The following is a 19071-nucleotide window of genomic DNA, read 5'->3' on the forward strand; positions in this document are numbered from 1 at the left end:
GCCTTTTCGTTCGGCACTTTGGTCCCTTGTGATAGCTGAATATTAGTTTCGAACGGTTTTCCTCAAGTCCCCGCCGTGTAGGCCGCGATCGCAGCCATGTTGACGATGTCGGAATCCTTGGCGTTGAGCGAGACGATCTGCACCGGTTTGTTCAGGCCGACCAGCAGCGGGCCGATGACGGTGGAGCCGCCGAGTTCCTGCAGCATCTTGGTCGAGATCGAGGCCGAGTGGAATGCCGGCATGATCAGCACATTGGCCGGGCCGGTGAGCCTGATGAACGGATATTGCGCCATGGCCCGCGCATTGAGCGCGACGTCGGCGGCCATCTCGCCATCATACTCGAAATCGACCCGGCGTTTGTCCAGGATGCGCACTGCTTCCTGCACCCGCTCGGAGCGTTCGCCCTGCGGATGGCCGAAGGTGGAATAGGCAAGCATGGCTAGCCGCGGCTCGTAACCCATGCGGCGGGCGAAGCCTGCGGCTTCTTCGGCGATGTCGGCAATCTGCTCGGCATTGGGCATGTCGTGCACGGCGGTGTCGGCGACGAGGACCGTTTTACCCCGCGCCAGGACGATCGACACGCCGATGACGCGGTGGCCGGGCTTGGCGTCGATGATGCGGCGGATGTCGTCGAGCGCGGTGGAATAGTTACGGGTGACACCGGTGACGATGCCGTCGGCGTCGCCCAGCGCCACCATGCAGGCGGCAAAATGGTTGCGGTCGTTGTTGATCAGGCGCTGGCAGTCGCGAAACAGGAAGCCCTTGCGCTGCATGCGCTCGTAGAGAAAGTCGGTGTAGATGCCGTTTCGGCGCGACAGCCGGGCATTGATGATCTCGATGCCTTGCTTGTTCAAGTCGATGCCGGCGTGCCTGGCGTTCTCCTTGATGACGTCGTCGCGGCCGAGCAGGATTGCCGTGCCGAGCTTCTGGTTCACATAGGAGACAGCGGCGCGCATCACCTGCTCTTCCTCGCCCTCGGCGAAGACGATGCGCTTGGGCTGGCGGCGGACTCGATCGTAGATGCGCTGCAAGGTCGAGGCGATCGGGTCGCGGCGGGCGGACAGCTCCTGCGCGTAGCGGTCGAGATCGAGGATCGGCTTGCGGGCGACGCCGGACTCCATCGCCGCCTTGGCCACCGCGAGCGGGATGGCCGAGATCAGGCGCGGATCGAACGGCACCGGGATGATGTAGTTGGGGCCGAATTTCGGCCGATTGCCCTGATAGGCGGCGGCGACGTCGTCAGGCACGTCCTTGCGCGCCAGTTCGGCCAGCGCACGGGCGGCAGCGATCTTCATGTCGTCATTGATGGTGGTGGCCCTGACATCCAGCGCGCCGCGGAAGATGTAGGGGAAGCCGAGCACATTGTTGACCTGATTGGGATAATCAGACCGCCCGGTCGCCATGATGGCGTCGGTACGGATCTCGGCCACTTCTTCCGGCGTGATTTCCGGGTCGGGATTGGCCATGGCGAAGATGATCGGGTTCTTGGCCATCGACTGCACCATCTTGGTGGTCAGCGCGCCCTTGGCCGACAGGCCGAGGAAGACATCGGCGCCATCAAGCGCCTCGGCCAGGCTGCGCGTGTCGGTCTTGACCGCATGCGCCGACTTCCACTGGTTCATACCCTCGGTGCGGCCTTGATAGACCACGCCCTTGGTATCGCACAGGATGATGTTCTCGGGGGCAAAACCCATCGCCTTCATCAGTTCGATACAGGCGATGCCGGCAGCACCGGCGCCATTGCAGACCATCCTGGTGGTCTTCATGTCGCGGCCGGTGACCTCCAGCGCGTTGATCAGGCCGGCGGCGGAGATGATGGCGGTGCCGTGCTGGTCGTCGTGGAAGACCGGGATGTCCATCAGTTCGCGCAGGCGCTGCTCGATGATGAAGCACTCCGGCGCCTTGATATCCTCAAGATTGATGCCACCGAAGGACGGCCCGAGGAAGCGCACGCAATTGATGAACTCGTCGGCATCCTCGGTGTCGACCTCGAGATCGATGGAATCGACATCGGCGAAGCGCTTGAACAGCACCGCCTTGCCCTCCATCACCGGCTTGGAGGCGAGCGCGCCGAGATTGCCGAGGCCGAGAATGGCGGTGCCGTTGGAAATGACGGCGACCATGTTGCCGCGTGTCGTGTAGTCGAAGGCGCGGCTGGGGTCCTCGGCGATGGCCAGAACGGGAACCGCAACGCCCGGCGAATAGGCGAGGCTCAAATCGCGCTGCGTCGCCATCGGCTTGGTGGCGACGACCTCCAGCTTGCCGGGGCGGCCCATGGCGTGAAATTCCAGCGCCTCCTGGGCGCTGACGGACGGGCCGCTGTTTTCGGTTTTCTTGGCCATGATGCTCTTGATTTCCTCGCCGGTGCCGCACCCTTGAGACGGGTGTGTGTTCTTGACCTTCCGGATTAAGGCTACACGCCACCGCTGTAAACCGCCAAGCGATCTTCATGCATGCAGCGAAATCTCTCGGTGTCGGGGCAGATCAAGCGGTACCCCCGCTGACGAAGGCACGGTAAAAGCCGACCGCGGCACAGACTTGCCGCAAGCCGTCACTGAGGCCCGGTCGTCCCCTGCTTTTCGAGCCGCCGGCATTAAACCCCGCACCCACATCTGCTAGCGTGCCGGCATGAACATGCACACTTCAGCAGAAACCGACGCCCCCGAGGTGACACCGTCGGCGCCCGCCGGCAGCGTCACGCCGATGATGGAGCAGTATATCGAGATCAAGGCGGCGAACCCGGATTCGCTGCTGTTCTACCGCATGGGCGATTTCTACGAGCTGTTCTTCGACGATGCCGAGAAGGCGAGCCGGGCGCTGGGCATCGTGCTCACCAAACGCGGCAAGCATCAGGGCCATGACATTCCTATGTGCGGCGTGCCGGTGCATGCGGCCGACGACTATCTGCAGAAACTGATCGGCCAGGGTTTTCGCGTTGCCGTCTGCGAGCAGATCGAGGATCCGGCGGAAGCCAGGAAGCGCGGCGGCAAATCGGTGGTGCGCCGCGATGTGGTGCGGCTGGTAACACCCGGCACCATCACCGAGGACAAATTGCTGGCGCCGTCGGAATCGAGTTTCCTGATGGCGCTGGGACGGGTGAAGGGCGGCAGCAGCGACCATACCTTTGCGCTGGCCTGGATCGAAATCTCGACCGGCGTTTTTCGCGTTGCCGAGACCACAGCCGACCGCCTGCTGGCCGATGTGTTTCGCGTCGATCCGCGCGAGCTGATCGTCGCCGAGCCGGTGTTTTACGATCCCGAGTTGAAGCCGGTGTTCGACGTCATCGGCCGCGTCGCCAGTCCGCAGCCGCCATCGCTGTTCGATTCGGCCTCGGCCGCGGGCAGGATCGCACGTTTTTTCGAGGTGGCGACGCCGGACAGTTTCGGCGCCTTCTCGCGCGCCGAATTGTCGGCGATCTCCGGCGCGATCGCTTACGTCGAAAAGACGCAGAAGGCCGAGCGGCCGCCTTTGTCACGTCCCGAACGCGAGGAGCAGGGATCGACGCTGTTCATCGACCCGGCGACGCGCGGCAATCTGGAACTGCTACGCACGCTGTCCGGCAGCCGCGACGGCTCGCTGTTCAAGGCGGTCGACCGCACGGTGACCGGCGGCGGCGCAAGGCTGCTTGCCGATCGGCTGATGGCGCCACTGACCGACCCGGCGGCGGTCGGCGCCAGGCTTGATTCGGTGTCGTTCTTCCGCGCCGAGACTCGGCTCTGCCAGGCGGTACGGTCAAGCCTGAAGAGCGTCGCCGATATGCCGCGTGCGCTGTCGCGGCTGGCGCTCAACCGTGGCGGGCCACGCGACCTCGGCGCGCTGCGCGCCGGTTTCGAGGCGGCGGGCGCGATAGCCGAAATCTTCGCGACCACCACCTTGCCGCATGAATTGGCGGAAGCCCTTGCTGCTATTCAAGCGTTGCCTGAAGCACTCGCCCAACATTTGACGCAAGCACTCGGCGACGAGCTGCCATTGCTCAGGCGTGACGGCGGCTTCGTGCGCGGCGGCTACCACCCCGAGCTCGACGAGATGCGGGCGTTGCGCGATGAGTCTCGCAAGGTCATAGCCGGGCTGGAGCGCTCGCTGATTGAGGAGACCGGCATCCGCTCGCTAAAAATCCGGCACAACAATGTGCTGGGTTATTACATCGAGGTGACCGCCAACCACCATTCGATCATGACCAGCAGCGACGGCGCCAAGGCGCGCTTCATCCATCGCCAGACCATGGCCAACGCCATGCGCTTCACCACGACCGAGCTTGCCGAACTCGAGACCAAGATCGCCAATGCCGCCGACCGGGCGCTGAGCATCGAGCTTGCCGCTTTCGACACGCTGACGGCTGAAGCTGTCGGCGAGGCGCAGAAGATCCGCGCCGGCGCCGATGCGCTCGCCGTGCTCGACGTGTCGGCAGCACTCGCGCTGTTGTCGGAGAGCGAAGCCTGGTGCCGGCCGCTGGTCGATTCCAGCCTTGCCTTCGACATAGCGGGCGGACGCCATCCGGTGGTGGAACAGGCACTGCGGCGCTCGGGCGAAGGGCCGTTCGTGGCCAATGATTGCGATCTGTCGCCGCAAGGCGGCGCCAAGGCAGGTGCGATCTGGCTTCTGACCGGTCCCAATATGGGCGGCAAGTCGACCTTCCTGCGGCAGAATGCACTGATCGCCATCCTCGCCCAGACCGGCTCCTTCGTGCCGGCAACGTCAGCCCATATCGGCGTCGTCGACCGGCTGTTCTCGCGCGTCGGCGCCTCGGACGATCTGGCGCGTGGCCGCTCGACCTTCATGGTCGAGATGGTCGAGACGGCGGCAATCCTCAACCAGGCTGGTGAGCGGGCGCTGGTGATCCTGGACGAGATCGGCCGCGGCACCGCCACGTTCGACGGCCTGTCGATTGCCTGGGCGGCCGTCGAGTACCTGCACGAAAAGAACCGCTGCCGGGCGATCTTCGCCACTCACTTCCACGAGATGACGGCGCTGTCCGGCAAACTGCCGCGCCTGCACAATGTCACCATGCGGGTCAAGGAATGGGAAGGCGACGTCGTCTTCCTGCACGAAGTCGGCAAGGGTGCCGCCGACCGTTCCTATGGCGTCCAGGTGGCTCGCCTCGCTGGACTGCCGGAAGCGGTGGTCGGCCGCGCCAAAGAGGTGCTGCACCAGCTCGAGGAAGGTGAAGTCTCAGGCAAGGCCAACCGGTTGGTCGACGATCTGCCGCTGTTTTCGGTGGCGGCGAGGCGGGAAGCGCCCAAGCCGGCGAAGAGCGATGCTCTGGGTGCTGCAATCGGCGAGATCAACCCCGACGAGATGACGCCGCGCGAAGCCCTGGAAGCGCTCTACAGGCTGAAGGGGCTGGCTGGAAAGCCGTAGCCCGATTCAGCCTTGACCCGATTGTACCGATTGGTACAATACTCACCATCGCCTTTGTCGATGGGAGAATTTTGATGAGCCGTCCGCCGCTGCCGCCCTTCACCGCCGAGACCGCCGCGCAAAAGGCGCGGCTGGCCGAAGATGCCTGGAACAGCCGCGACCCGGAACGGGTTTCGCTCGCCTATACCGAGGACAGCACCTGGCGCAACCGCGCTGAATTCGTCGCCGGCAGAAGCGAGATCGTCGGCTTCCTCAAGCGCAAATGGGCGCGTGAGCTTGATTACCGGCTGATCAAGGAGGTCTGGACCTGGAACGAGAACCGCATCGCGGTGCGCTTTGCCTATGAATGGCGCGACGACAGCGGCCACTGGTTCCGCTCCTATGGCAACGAGAACTGGGAGTTCGACGCGGCCGGGCTGATGCGCCGGCGCGTCGCCAGCATCAACGACCTGCCGATCACTGAGGCTGAGCGCAAATATCACTGGCCGCTCGGCCGCCGGCCCGACGATCATCCCGGCCTTACCGAACTCGGGCTCTAGAGCATGATCCCTAGAACTGTGTCGCGCCTTTTGGCAAAGATCATGCTCAAAGGGAAAGACTAAGCGCATGCGCAGGATCGCGCCGAATCGAGCCGACCTGCTCGCCATCATCGGCGAGGTTTTCCGCGAGCACGGCTATGAAGGGGCGAGCCTGGCGCTGATCGGCGCGGCGACCGGCTTAGGCAAGGGCAGCCTCTATCACTTCTTCCCCGGTGGAAAGGAAGAGATGGCGGCGGCCGTCATCGCCCATATTGACGGCTGGTTCGAGCAGAATGTCTTCGTGCCGTTGCAGGACAGGGCTAACCCGCATGCCGGCATCGGGCGCATGCTGGAGGCGACCGATAGCTATTTCCGCTCCGGTCGCCGGGTGTGCCTGATCGGCGCCTTCGCGCTGGACGAGTCCCGCGACCTCTTCGCCAAGGCGATCAGAAGCTATTTCGGCCGCTGGGTGGCGCATCTTGCCGAAGCGCTGACCCGCACCGGACACAGTCCGGCCAAGGCGGGAGAACTTGCCGAAGAGACGGTCGGCGCCATCCAGGGCGCGCTCACGCTGGCACGCGCCTTCGACGACACCGCCGTGTTTTCACGCGCGCTGCAGCGAGCACGAGTGGCGCTCGGCTAGAGTGCTATAAGGATTCGAAGCGGAAGGCCGTTTCGGTTCGAAAAACCCTACCGACGCCCGGTGAATCGAGATGCGCTCCCGCGACGTAGCAGGCGTTACCGGCTGCGATCGCCAGTATTTGCAGCCGGCTTGTCCTCGCCTGATCCTGGTCGGCGTCGAACTCCCACGTGATCTCCGGCTGATCGAATTGAAGCGACGGCACATGCACGATGTCGCCCCAGATCAACAATGTTTCGCCTCCGCTCATGACGCGAAAGCAGGTGTGGCCGACTTCATGGCCAGGGGTGGCAATCGTCTCGATATGCGCGCTGACGCGCTGCCCGGCGTCGAGAGGCTGGGCGTGGTTGTGGAAGCGTTCCAGCCTCGTCTCCTCGCGAAACATGCCTAGCTCAGCTCGCGGGACAAGCAGGCGAGTGAGTTGCGGGAAGCCATCCCGACCATCGGCAAGGATGAGCCCGTGGATATGGTCGAGATGGGTGTGGGTGAAGGCAACGGTCCGAATCCGCTCGATGGCGATCTTCGCCTCGCGCAGCGCCTCGGGCAGGTGCCCCATTGTCGGGTGCCAGGCGTTCGAAGCGCCTGTGTCGATCAGCGTGATGTCGTCGCCGTCATCGATGGCAAAGGTGTTGACCGACAGCCTGAGCGCGCCGTCAACGAGCGATACCTGAGATGGCAGGTCATCGCCGAATGCCCGATCTCCGGGCTGGCGTAGTCGTCGGACTGGCATGTCGACATAGCCGTCGCGCAATGACGTGACCGTCATGCTCCGATTCTATACCCCGTATGATGATGCCCGGCCGAAATTCGTTCTAATGTTCACCCGCTATTCTTCCGAACCCGGTTCCCGGCTTTCGGAATCTAGATCATCTCCAGCCCGCGCTTGCGCGTCGGCGGCGGAAAGGCGCGGTCGAGATCGGCGAAGTCTTCACTGGTCAGCTTGATATCGAGCGCGGCGACATTCTGGCGGACATGCTCCTGGCTGCTGGCCTTTGGGATGGCGATGACGCCCGGCTGCGCCACCACCCAGGCCAAAGCTATCTGTGCTGCCGTGGCGTTGTGGCGGGCGGCAATGACGTCGAGCCTGGTATTGCGCGCCAGCGCGCCCTGCTCGACCGGCGAATAGGCCATGATCGGGATGCCGCGCTGCCGGCTCCACGGTGCGAGGTCGAATTCAGGACCGCGCCGCGACAGATTGTAGAGCACCTGGTTGGTCTGGACATTGCCGCCCGAGCGCAGGCCGGTCAGTTCCTCCATCTCATCGGTGTCGAAATTGCTGACGCCCCAATGGCGGATCTTGCCGGCCTTCTTCAATGCCTCGAAAGCCTCGACGGTTTCAGACAGAGGCACGCTGCCCGGCCAGTGCAGGAGATAGAGATCGATGCGGTCGGTGCGCAGGCGCTTCAGGCTGTTTTCGCAGGCCCGCGCCACGCCGGCGCGCGAGGCATTGGACGGCAGCACCTTGGAGACAAGAAAGAGGTCGTCGCGGCGTCCGGCAATGGCCTCGGCCACCACCTCCTCGGCGCCGCCGCTGGCATACATTTCGGCTGTGTCGATCAGCGTCATGCCAAGATCGAACCCAAGCTTCAGCGCGTTGATCTCACCGGCGCGGCGACGGATATCCTCGCCCATCTTCCATGTGCCCTGGCCCAGCACCTGGACGGGCTCGCCCGAAGGCAGCGTGGTGGTTCTGATTTTAGATGACATGGCCAGCTCCGTGTGAAGTTAGATCGCAGCACAGCCATGGCCGAAAATCCAGACTGAAGCTTCCTCGCCTTCGCCGGGCGATTGTTCGACAAACCCCACTATGCGGCAGATGCGGTTGAACGGTGGAGGATCAGATAGACCAATCCACTTACCATCACACTCGCGAGCGCAGCCGCTGAATAGGTGACAGCAATGCCAAGGTTGTCCAGCCAGACTGCCACCACTGCGAAGAACGCGGCAAACGAAAACGAGCCAGTGATCACGCCTCTAACAAGATTTGATGCGGCCCCCGGTCCCCATCTGATGGTGCGTAAAAACGCTCAGAATCAGAACGAAGACCGGAAATGGCGCAAGAAGACCGCTTAGCTTTGCACCGAAATGCCCTGTCAAGAATGTGATCAGAAGCACGAAGGCCGCTGATACCAACATCCGCAGAGTGAGATCAAAACGGATCGTGATCTTTGCAGCGGCGTCAATGTTCACAGGCTTCAATAGGGCCATAAGGAGCAAGATTGTTATCAGAACCAGCCCCAATCCGGATGTGACGGTCCACTCGAATTCATTCCAGATCAATGTCGCCGCAAAGAAAGCTCCTACGCTACATAGGACGGTCAGGGCCACATTGAGCCGCTTCGCCAGCAGCGCATAGGTAAAACAGAAGATGCAGGTCGAGACCTGGCCGACGAAGTTCGCCACTGCCGCGTGCTGTGCAAACGAAGCGCCATGCTCCAAGGCCGTAAAGACCGAGATCGGTCCCGTTATCAGCGGAACGCCCATAAGCATTCCGCCTATGGCGGGGCCGTATTTGCGGCTCAGCAGCGTAAGGCAAAGGATAAGAACCGGCGCGGTGGCAAGCTTGAAGGCCAGGATCACGGGCAAGATGGCAACTGCCTAACACCTATCTATCATCCAGCCCCTCTTGCCGCATTTCTGCCACCGGCACCGTAGGCGGCGGGAGACATCCGGAAAGGATATTCCGCCACGGCCGTTCGCCGATGCCCTTACTTCGCCGGATGAGCGGCGAGCCAGTCCTGCATCTGCTTGATCTCGGCTTCCTGGGCGGCGATCACGCCTTCGGCCAGCTTGCGGATTTCAGGATCCTTGCCGTTGGCGAGTTCCACCTTGGCCATGTCGATCGCGCCCTGATGATGCGGGATCATGCCGCGCACGAAATCGACGTCGGCATTGCCGGTATATTGCGAGGCCATCATGTCGGCATGCATCTTGTCCATCGCCGCCTTGTAGCCTGCGGTCGACGGACTGGTCGCGTCTGTCGCCATCGCGCCCATGTCATGTTTCATTTCTTCGGATTGCGCTGGAACGCTTTCCAGGAAAACGGCCAGCAGCATTCCCGCCGCCATCAGCAAAAGCACGATCTTTTTAGCCAAGGTCATCCATGATCTCCTGTTGATTGAAATTCGTATTTGGGGGCTTCGCTCAGAGTTTCAACGTCCGCAGCCGCAATGCATTGGCAATGACCGAAACCGAAGACAGGCTCATCGCCGCCGCCGCCAGCATCGGCGACAACAACGTGCCGGTCAGCGGATAGAGCACCCCGGCGGCGACCGGCACGCCAAGCACATTGTAGAGGAAGGCGAAGAACAGGTTCTGGCGGATGTTGCGGATCGCCGCCTGGGCAAGCGTTCGCGCCCTGACGATGCCGTTGAGATCACCCTTGACCAAAGTGATGCCGGCGCTCTCGACCGCGACATCGGCGCCGGTGCCCATGGCGATGCCGACATCAGCGCTGGCCAAGGCCGGTGCGTCGTTGACGCCGTCACCGGCCATGGCGACGCCGGCGCCCTTGGCGCGCAATTCCTCGACCAGGGCTGCCTTTTGTTCCGGCAGCAGGCCGGCGCGCACCTCATCGATGCCGAGGCTTCTGGCGATGGCGCGCGCGGTGCGCTCATTGTCGCCGGTCGCCATGATGATCCGCAAGCCTCTGTCGTGCAGCGCCCTGATCGCCTCTGCCGTGGTTGCCTTGACCGGATCGGCGACAGCGACGATGCCGGCCAGCCTTTTGTCCAAGGCAACGAACATCGCGGTCTTGCCTTCGGCCTGCAGCGCCTCGGCGCGGCTAGACAGGGAAGCGGTATCGATGCCGAGATCGGCCATCATGGCGGCATTGCCGAGCGCGATCTTCCTGCCTGACACTGTGCCGGAGACGCCCTTGCCGGTGACGGCTTCGAAGCCGCTGGCCTCACTGAGTGTCAGGCCGCGCTCGCCGGCGCCGCCCACAATGGCCTCGGCCAGCGGATGTTCCGAGCCTTTTTCCAAGCCGGCGGCGAGCGCCAACAATTCATTCTCCGAAAAACCTTCGTCAGCGACGACGTCGGTCAGGCGAGGCTTGCCTTCGGTCAAGGTGCCCGTCTTGTCGACGATCAACGTGTCGACCGAAGCGAAGCGCTCGAGCGCGGCCGCTTCCTTGATCAGCACGCCGGCGTGCGCCCCGCGTCCGGTGGCGGTCATGATCGACATCGGCGTCGCCAGTCCGAGCGCGCAGGGACAAGCGATGATCAGCACCGAGACTGCCGAGACGATGGCGAAGATCAGGCTGGGCTCGGGGCCGAACACCGCCCAGGCGGCAAAGGCAGCAAGCGCGACCAGCACGACGGCGGGCACGAAGTAGAAGGAGACACGGTCGGCCAACCCTTGAATCGGCGCGCGCGAACGCTGCGCCTTGGCCACCAGTTCGACGATGCGCGCCAGCGTGGTCTCGGCGCCGACCTTGTCGGCGCGCATGATCAGCGACCCGTTTTTGTTGAGCGTGCCGCCGGTCAAGGCATCGCCTTGCGTCTTTTCGACCGGCAGCGGCTCGCCCGAAATCATCGATTCGTCGACGGAAGAGCGGCCTTCCAGCACGATACCGTCGACCGGCACGGCATCGCCCGGACGGATGCGCAGCCGGTCGCCGGTCTTGACCGCATCGAGCGGCACGTCGGTCTCGGAGCCGTCGTCACCGATCAGCCGTGCCGTCTTTGGCGCCAGGTCGAGCAGCGCACGGATGGCCGACCCGGTCTTTTCGCGCGCCCGCAATTCGAGGACCTGACCAAGGAACACCAGCGCGACGATGACGGAAGCCGCCTCGAAATAGACTGGAACAGTGCCGCCATGGCTGCGGAACTGATGCGGAAAGATGTCCGGAAACAGTGTGGCGACGACGCTGTAGAGATAGGCTGCACCCACACCCAGCGAGATCAACGTCCACATATTGGGGCTGCGGTTGACCAGCGAATCCCAGCCGCGATGGAAGAACGGGAATGCCGCCCACAGCACGACCGGACTGGCCAGCGCCAGTTCCAGCCAGACCATCGTGCGCTCGTCGACAAAGGCCTGGAAGGTCAGGCCGAGCATCGGCGCCATGGCAACTATCAGCAGCGGTATGGACAGCACCGCACTGACCCAGAAGCGCCTGGTGAAGTCGATCAATTCGGGGTTCGGGCCCTCATCGCCAGTGGGAACACCCATCGGCTCCAGCGCCATGCCGCAGATCGGGCAGGAGCCGGGCTTGTCGCGGATCACCTCGGGATGCATCGGGCAGGTGTATTGCGTGCCTTTCGGCATTGGCTGCGGCGTCGGCCTGTCGCCGAGATATTTTTGCGGTTCGGCCTCGAACTTCGCCTGGCAACCGGCCGAGCAGAAATAGAAGCCTTGGCCTTCGTGGCGGAAAAAATGCTTCGCGGCGGCGCGGTCGACGCTCATGCCGCAGACCGGGTCGATGGCGGTCAGGTATTTTTCCGGATCGGCGGCGAATTTCGTGCGGCATCCCTCACTGCAGAAGTGAAAGAGACGGCCACCACGCTCGGCCGTCGGTTTCCCGGCGGCCGGATCGACGCGCATGCCGCAGACGGGATCGCGCACCACGGCTTCGGCGGCCGGCGCAGCGGCCTTTGCCGTACAGCAGCTGCCATCGGCCGCGTGCGCGTGGTGGTGATGCTCGGAATGCGCCATCGAAAAAATGCCTTCATGTCTGTCTGGGTGCGGAGGTAGTGCTTCCAGTAACTGGAAGGTCAAGGGGCGATTTCGACTTTTCGATCATGGCCGCCATCGGGCGGCATCGAGGGAAAAATCCCTTACGCAATTTCTTTCCTATGTTATGGACGCGACCACCCGCACCCACTGCATCGATCCCACTCAAATGAAATGCCTGGTTATCAATCTCGATCGGTCCCGCGACCGCCTCGCCCATGTGACGGCCGAGTTCGCCCGTATCTGCGTCGCCTTTGAACGGGTCGCCGCCGTCGACGCACGCGACCGGCCGAATCTGGCCGCACTGCCACAGGGCAAGAAGCATTTGCGTATGGCCGACGGCGAGATCGCCTGCCTGCTCAGCCACAAACAATGCTGGTCGATCATCGCGGCAGGCGAGGATGCCTATGGCGCCATCTTCGAGGACGACATCGTCTTCGCCGACAAGGCTGGCCCGTTGCTTGCCGGTGCGGACTGGATCCCCGCCGATGCCGACATCGTCAAACTGGAAACGTTCTTCAATCGAACCGTGATTTCACGCAAGCAGGTTGCCTGTGGTCACGGTTTTTCCGCGAGCAGGCTGCACGCCGTCCATATCGGCACGGCCGGGTACATCCTGTCGAGACAGGCCGCCCGAGACCTCATCGAGGCGACGAATGAGATCGCCATTCCCGTCGATCATCTCGTGTTCAATCCGCGTTTTGCGACCTCGTCCCGCCACGTCATTTACCAGCTTGTGCCGGCTTTGTGCTTGCAGGCTCAGTTCCTTGGCGGCGGACCAGTGCAATTGCCGAGCCTGCTCAAGCAGGAGCGCACAGAGGAATGGGTGGCAAGCGGGAGGGGCAAGAAGCGCGACAAGCCGATTGCGGCCAAGGTAGGGATCGAGACAAGGCGACTAGCGAGGCAAATCGCCGATCTCTTCCGCTTACGCCGGGAGAAAATCATCCCGTTCGAGTATCGCGGCCGGCGCATCCGTCGGCCCCATACACAGCGCCGTGAAAACGCGCTATAGACGCCGCCGAAAGGCGAGGCCAATCGGCAACTTATGGCAAAAATCTCCCTCAAACTCGACGAGCTGATCGACAGCGAGGCGCTGCGCCGCGAGATGACGGCGCTGACCTCGGCCGGCAACGGCGCCGAACCCGGCGCGCGCGTCGGCGCGCTCAAGCTGCTGAAGGGACGGCTGACCGAGGGCCGCAAGATCGCCGAGCGCATGCTGATGGACGATGGCAGCGGCGCGGCCTGTGCCGCCCGGCTGTCGCATCTCATGGACGAGATCATCCGCGCCCTTTACGACTTCGCCGCGACCCATGTCTATCGCGTGAAAAACCCGTCGACCGCCGAGCGCATGGCCGTCGTCGCGGTCGGCGGCTACGGCCGCGGCACGCTGGCGCCAGGCTCGGACATCGATCTGTTGTTCCTGTTGCCCTACAAGCAGACGCCGTGGGGCGAGCAGATCGTCGAATACATGCTCTATATGCTGTGGGACCTTGGCCTGAAGGTCGGCCACGCCACCCGCAACATCGACGAGTGCCTAAGGCTGTCGCGCAGCGACATCACCATCCGAACCTCGATCCTCGAAGCCCGGTTCCTGTGGGGTGAGCAGAAGCTTTTTGACGAATTGCTGACCCGCTTCGACCATGAAGTGGTGCGCACCACCGGACCGGAATATGTGCAGGCCAAGCTCGCCGAGCGCGACGAGCGCCATGCCAAGGCTGGCGAAAGCCGTTATCTGGTCGAGCCCAACGTCAAGGACGGCAAGGGCGGCCTGCGCGACCTGCAGACGCTGTTCTGGATCGCCAAATACTTTTATCGCGTGCGCACCGGCGAGGAACTGGTCGAGAAAGGTGTCTTCACCGAGGCCGAGTACCGCGAGTTCCAGAAGGCCGAAGACTTCCTGTGGGCGGTGCGCTGCCACATGCATTTCCTCACCGGCAAGCCCGAGGAGCGGTTGCATTTCGACATCCAGCGCGAAATCGCCGAGCGTCTCGGTTACACCACCCATCCCGGCCTGTCGGCGGTCGAACGCTTCATGAAGCACTATTTTCTCGTCGCAAAGGATGTCGGCGATCTCACCCGCATCTTCTGCGCCGCGCTGGAGGAAGAGCAGGCCAAGCACGTGCCGGGCTTCAACCGCATCTTCCTCACCTTCCAGCGCCGCAAGCGCAAGCTGGCCGGCACGTCCGATTTCATCGTCGACAACCATCGCATCAACGTCGCCGACGACACGGTGTTCGAGCGCGACCCGGTCAACCTGCTCAGGCTGTTCTGGTTCGCCGACAAGCACGGGCTGGAATTTCATCCCGATGCGCTGAAGCTGCTCACCCGTTCGCTCGGTCTGGTCAACAAGTCGTTGCGGCGCGACAAGGAGGCCAACCGGCTGTTCCTCGACATCCTGACTTCGGACCGCAATGCCGAGCTTAATCTGCGGCGCATGAACGAGGCAGGGCTGCTCGGCAAGCTGATCCCCGACTTCGGCAAGATCGTCGCCATGATGCAGTTCTCGATGTACCACCACTATACGGTGGACGAGCACCTGATCCGCTGCATCGGCGTCTTGGCCGAGATCGAGCGCGGCGACGGCGAAAAGGTGCATCCGCTGTCGCACACGCTGATGCCGGGGCTGAAGAAGAGCCGCGAGGCGCTCTATGTCGCAGTGCTCTTGCATGACATCGCCAAGGGCAGGCCGGAGGATCACTCCGAGGCCGGCGCAAGGATCGCGCGGCGTATCTGCCCGCATATGGGCTTGTCGGCCGCCGACACCGAGACCGTCGCCTGGCTGGTCGAGAACCATCTCGTCATGTCGATGACGGCGCAGACCCGCGACCTCAACGACCGCAAGACGATCGAGGATTTCGCCTCGATCGTGCAGTCGGTCGAACGGCTGAAGATGCTCCTGATCCTCACCGTCTGCGACATCAGGGGTGTCGGGCCGGGCGTGTGGAACGGCTGGAAGGGCCAGTTGCTGCGCACGCTCTACTACGAGACGGAGCTGCTGTTGACCGGCGGGTTCTCGGAGGTGTCGCGCGCCAAGCGGACGGCGGCGTCACGCGAGCGGCTGGCCGAGGCGCTTGCCGACTGGCCGGACAAGGCGCGCAAGCGCTATGTCGGCCTGCATTATGAGAATTACCTCTTGACCGTCGACCTTGCCGACCAGCTGCGCCATGCCGAATTCATCCGCGAAGCGGACGCGGCGGGCAAGAAACTCGCCACCGTGGTCAGGACCCACCAGTTCGAGGCGGTGACCGAAATCACCGTGCTGGCGCAGGACCATCCGCGTCTGCTTTCGGTGATTGCCGGGGCCTGTGCGGGCGCCGGCGGCAACATTGTCGACGCACAGATCTTCACCACATCCGACGGCCGCGCCCTGGACATCATCCTGATCTCCAGGGAGTTCGACCGCGACGAGGACGAGCGCCGCCGCGCCGAGCGCGTCGGGCGGCTGATCGAGGATGTGCTGTCGGGCAAGAGCTGGCTGCCGGAGATGATCGAAAAGCGCACCAGGCCGCGGCGCGGCGCCAAGGTGTTCAAAATTCCGCCGCGCGCCGAAATCCGCAACACGCTGTCGAACCGCTTCTCGGTGATCGAGGTCGAAGGGCTGGACCGGCCGGGCCTGTTGTCGGAGATCACCAGCGCGCTGTCCGACCTGTCGCTCGATATCGCCTCGGCCCACATCACCACTTTCGGCGAGAAGGTGATCGACACCTTCTATGTCACCGACCTGACCGGGCAGAAGATCGACAACCCGGCGCGCACCGCCGCCATTCACACCAGGCTGATCGCAGCACTTGAGGGCGTTGCCCCCGAGCGTGGCGGCAAGGCCAAGGCGGCCGCCGAGTGACCATCACTTTGTCCCAATCACCCAGGCAATCTCCGCGCGCATGAGCCTCGTCAAGAAATTCGCCACAGTTGCGTCCGGCACGCTGATGAGCCGCGCGCTCGGCTTTGGCCGCGAGATGCTGATGGCGGCAGCCCTCGGCACCGGACCTGTGGCCGACGCCTTCAACGCCGCCTTCCAGTTTCCCAACACGTTTCGCCGGCTGTTTGCGGAAGGCGCCTTCAACGCCGCCTTCGTGCCGCTGTTTGCCAAGGAGATCGAGACCCACGGCACCGACGGCGCCAAGCGTTTTTCGGAAGAAGTGTTCGGCGTGCTGTTTTCGGCGCTGCTGGCGCTGACCATCGTCATGGAACTGGCGATGCCGCTGATCGTGCGCTACCTGGTGGCGCCGGGCTTTGCCGACACGCCGGGCAAATTCGAGACGACCGTCCTGCTTGCGACGATCATGTTCCCGTATCTCATCTGCATGTCGCTCGCGGCCATGATGGCCGGCATGCTGAATTCGCTGCGCCGCTATTTCGCCGCCGCCGTCGCACCGGCTTTCCTCAACATCATCCTGATCAGTGTGCTCGGTTATGCCTGGTACTGTGGCATGGATGCGCGTGAAGTCGGTTTCAGCCTGTCCTGGGGCGTGCTGGCGGCGGGCATCGTGCAACTCGCCATCGTCTGGGTTGCGGTGCGCAATGCCGGCATCGCCATCGGTTTTCGCCGGCCGAAGATGACGCCCAACGTCAAGCGGCTGCTGATCCTGGCGCTGCCGGCGGCGATCACCGGCGGCATCACCCAGATCAACCAGCTGATCGGCACGGCGATCGCGTCGGCGCAGGACAGTGCCGTGTCCTCACTGGCATACGCCGACCGCATCTACCAGCTGCCGCTCGGCGTCGTCGGCGTCGCGGTGGCGATCGTGCTGTTGCCGGAACTGTCGCGTGCGCTGAAGTCGGGCAATCTGGTCGAGGCGGCCAATCTGCAGAACCGCTCGGTCGAGTTCACGCTGTTCATGACCTTGCCGGCCGCCGCCGCCCTGTGGGTGATGGCGGAACCGATCGTGCGGCTGGTCTATGAGCGCGGTGCCTTTGCCGCCAACGGCTCGACACCGACGGTGGCCGCGATCCTGGCGATCTTCGGCCTTGGCCTGCCAGCCTTCGTGCTGATCAAGGCCTTCACGCCCGGCTATTTTGCCCGAGAGGATACGCGCACGCCGATGATGTTCGCCGCCATCTCGGTCGGCGTGAACGTCGCGACTGCGCTGACGCTGTTTCCCAGGATGGGCGCGCCCGGCATTGCGGTGGCCTCGGCCGTCGCCGGCTGGGTCAATGCGGTGATGCTGCTTGCGGTCTTGATCCGGCGCGGCCATTGGGGCCGCGACCTGCCGCTGCTGAAACGCATTCCGCGCCTGGTGCTGTCGGCGGCGGTAATGGCGGCGGCGCTCTATTTCGCCGAGCACTGGCTGGCCGTCCGGCTCGGCCCTGGCTCGCCACTGGTGATCAAGGCGACGACGCTGCTGGCGCTGGTGGCCGGCGGCGCGGCTCTCTATTTCGTCACCGCGTTTGCCACCGGCGGCGCCGATTTCGGCATGATCCGGCGCAACGTCAAGCGCGGGTCGGGCAAGGCAGCGGCGCCAGCGCCAAAGGTCGATCTGGACGAATAGTGCGGGCGAGTTAACGGGCAACGCCGGTCTTGATCCCGTCCGCCCCTTCGTCCATAAGCGCGCCGTCGCAAGACTTTCGCCGCGCGTGGTTTCCAGCCGCGTGATTGGCTCCGAAAAGTCTGCAACTTTTCGGAATCACGCTTAGTACGGCCCTCCACAAGCCATGAGGAACCCATGACCGCCTTCAAACAGCTCGTCTTTTCCGGCGTCCAGCCGACCGGCAATCTGCATCTCGGCAACTATCTCGGCGCCATCAAGAAATTCGTCGCCCTGCAGGATACGTCCGACTGCATCTATTGCGTCGTCGACCTGCACTCGCTGACGGCGCAGCTCGTCCACGACGACCTCGCCGACCAGACCCGCTCGATCACCGCCGCCTTCCTCGCCTCCGGCATCGACCCGAAGAAGCACATCGTCTTCAACCAGTCGCGGGTGATGCAGCATGCCGAGCTCGCCTGGATCTTCAACTGCGTGGCGCGCATCGGCTGGATGAACAAGATGACGCAGTTCAAGGACAAGGCCGGCAAGGACCGCGAGAACGCCTCGCTGGGACTGCTCGCCTATCCCTCTTTGATGGCCGCCGACATCCTGCTCTACCGCGCTACTCATGTGCCGGTGGGCGAGGACCAGAAGCAGCATCTGGAACTGACCCGCGACATCGCGCAGAAATTCAACAACGACTTTTCGAGCCGCATCGCCAGCCTTGGCGTCGGCGTCGAGATGCAGGTGGGCGAAGAGACGGTGAACGGCTTTTTCCCGATCACCGAACCGGTGATAGGTGGTCCGGCGGCGCGCATCATGAGCCTGCGCGACGGTTCGAAGAAAATGTCGAAGTCGGACCCGTCCGACCTGTCGCGCATCAACCTGACCGACGATGCCGACACCATCTCGAAGAAGATCCGCAAGGCCAAGACCGATCCGGAAGCGTTGCCGAGCGAGGTCGACGGACTGCAAAGCCGCCCGGAAGCGGAAAACCTGGTCGGCATCTATGCCGGGCTGGCCGAGATGTCGAAGGCCGACGTGCTGAAAGAGTTCGGCGGCCAGCAGTTTTCCGTGTTCAAGCCGGCACTGGCCGATCTTGCCGTGGAAAAACTGGCGCCGATCGCCGGCGAGATGCGCCGCATCGAGGGCGACCGCGCCTATGTCGATGCGGTGCTGAAGGATGGCGGGGAGCGCGCCGGCGTGCTGGCCGAAACCACGATGAAAACCGTGCGCGACATTATCGGCCTGCTGCAGGGCTGAGCCCAGCCGTCACAGTGCACTGCACCACACTGGCATAAGGCCGGCGGCTTGCCGCCGGTCTGTCGAGGTGGCAGATTGCGGCCGAATTGACACTCGTATCGCTGATTTTTGAAATTCGCACTGCCCTCGATATCCAACTCTGGCGAAT

Annotated in this window: 13 protein-coding genes; 7 read left to right on the plus strand and 6 right to left on the minus strand. The window is 63.5% G+C overall.

Features of this window, described 5'->3' with window-relative positions; translation table 11 throughout:
• Positions 1-62: 62 nt before the first annotated feature.
• Positions 63-2342, minus strand: a complete 2280-nt coding sequence (locus H0241_RS05740) for an NADP-dependent malic enzyme (protein WP_181056446.1) — start codon at positions 2340-2342, stop codon at positions 63-65.
• 286 nt (positions 2343-2628) lie between these two features.
• Between H0241_RS05740 and mutS the strand changes: the two genes are divergently transcribed.
• The 3 genes from mutS (at position 2629) to H0241_RS05755 (ending at position 6519) form a co-directional block, all read left to right on the plus strand.
• Positions 2629-5358 carry a DNA mismatch repair protein MutS gene (gene mutS, locus H0241_RS05745; RefSeq protein WP_181056447.1) on the plus strand — a complete coding sequence of 910 codons (2730 nt, stop codon included), beginning with the start codon at positions 2629-2631 and terminating at the stop codon, positions 5356-5358.
• 74 nt (positions 5359-5432) lie between these two features.
• On the plus strand, positions 5433-5897 hold the full coding sequence (locus H0241_RS05750) for a nuclear transport factor 2 family protein (RefSeq protein ID WP_181056448.1): 465 nt from the start codon (positions 5433-5435) through the stop codon (positions 5895-5897).
• A 67-nt stretch (positions 5898-5964) separates the two neighbouring features.
• Positions 5965-6519 carry a TetR/AcrR family transcriptional regulator gene (locus tag H0241_RS05755; protein ID WP_181056449.1) on the plus strand — a complete coding sequence of 185 codons (555 nt, stop codon included), beginning with the start codon at positions 5965-5967 and terminating at the stop codon, positions 6517-6519.
• 4 nt (positions 6520-6523) lie between these two features.
• On the opposite strand, the gene H0241_RS05760 is transcribed toward H0241_RS05755, so the two are convergent.
• The 5 genes from H0241_RS05760 to H0241_RS05780 form a co-directional block, all read right to left on the minus strand.
• Entirely contained in the window at positions 6524-7282 is a 759-nt protein-coding gene (locus H0241_RS05760; RefSeq protein ID WP_181056450.1) for an MBL fold metallo-hydrolase, read from the minus strand.
• Positions 7283-7377: 95 nt separating this feature from the next.
• Complete coding sequence (locus tag H0241_RS05765; RefSeq protein ID WP_181056451.1) at positions 7378-8223, minus strand: aldo/keto reductase; 846 nt, start codon at positions 8221-8223, stop codon at positions 7378-7380.
• Positions 8224-8490: 267 nt separating this feature from the next.
• Positions 8491-9102, minus strand: a complete 612-nt coding sequence (locus H0241_RS05770) for a hypothetical protein (RefSeq protein ID WP_181056452.1) — start codon at positions 9100-9102, stop codon at positions 8491-8493.
• Positions 9103-9224: 122 nt separating this feature from the next.
• Complete coding sequence (gene copM, locus H0241_RS05775) at positions 9225-9617, minus strand: CopM family metallochaperone (RefSeq protein ID WP_181056453.1); 393 nt, start codon at positions 9615-9617, stop codon at positions 9225-9227.
• Positions 9618-9660: 43 nt separating this feature from the next.
• Positions 9661-12174 carry a heavy metal translocating P-type ATPase gene (locus tag H0241_RS05780; protein WP_181056454.1) on the minus strand — a complete coding sequence of 838 codons (2514 nt, stop codon included), beginning with the start codon at positions 12172-12174 and terminating at the stop codon, positions 9661-9663.
• A 187-nt stretch (positions 12175-12361) separates the two neighbouring features.
• On the opposite strand from H0241_RS05780, the gene H0241_RS05785 reads away from it, so the two are divergent.
• The 4 genes from H0241_RS05785 (at position 12362) to trpS (ending at position 18923) form a co-directional block, all read left to right on the plus strand.
• A complete protein-coding gene (locus H0241_RS05785; RefSeq protein WP_181056455.1) occupies positions 12362-13204 on the plus strand; it encodes a glycosyltransferase family 25 protein in 843 nt (280 codons plus the stop codon).
• Positions 13205-13237: 33 nt separating this feature from the next.
• Entirely contained in the window at positions 13238-16033 is a 2796-nt protein-coding gene (locus H0241_RS05790) for a [protein-PII] uridylyltransferase (protein WP_181056456.1), read from the plus strand.
• Between the two features lie 40 nt (positions 16034-16073).
• Positions 16074-17681 carry a murein biosynthesis integral membrane protein MurJ gene (murJ, locus tag H0241_RS05795; RefSeq protein WP_181056457.1) on the plus strand — a complete coding sequence of 536 codons (1608 nt, stop codon included), beginning with the start codon at positions 16074-16076 and terminating at the stop codon, positions 17679-17681.
• A 174-nt stretch (positions 17682-17855) separates the two neighbouring features.
• Positions 17856-18923: a tryptophan--tRNA ligase gene (gene trpS / locus H0241_RS05800; protein WP_181056458.1), complete on the plus strand. Its 1068-nt coding sequence runs from the start codon at positions 17856-17858 to the stop codon at positions 18921-18923.
• The last annotated feature ends 148 nt before the right edge of the window (positions 18924-19071 follow it).

This window comes from Mesorhizobium neociceri (genome assembly GCF_013520985.1).
GTDB lineage: Bacteria > Pseudomonadota > Alphaproteobacteria > Rhizobiales > Rhizobiaceae > Mesorhizobium > Mesorhizobium neociceri.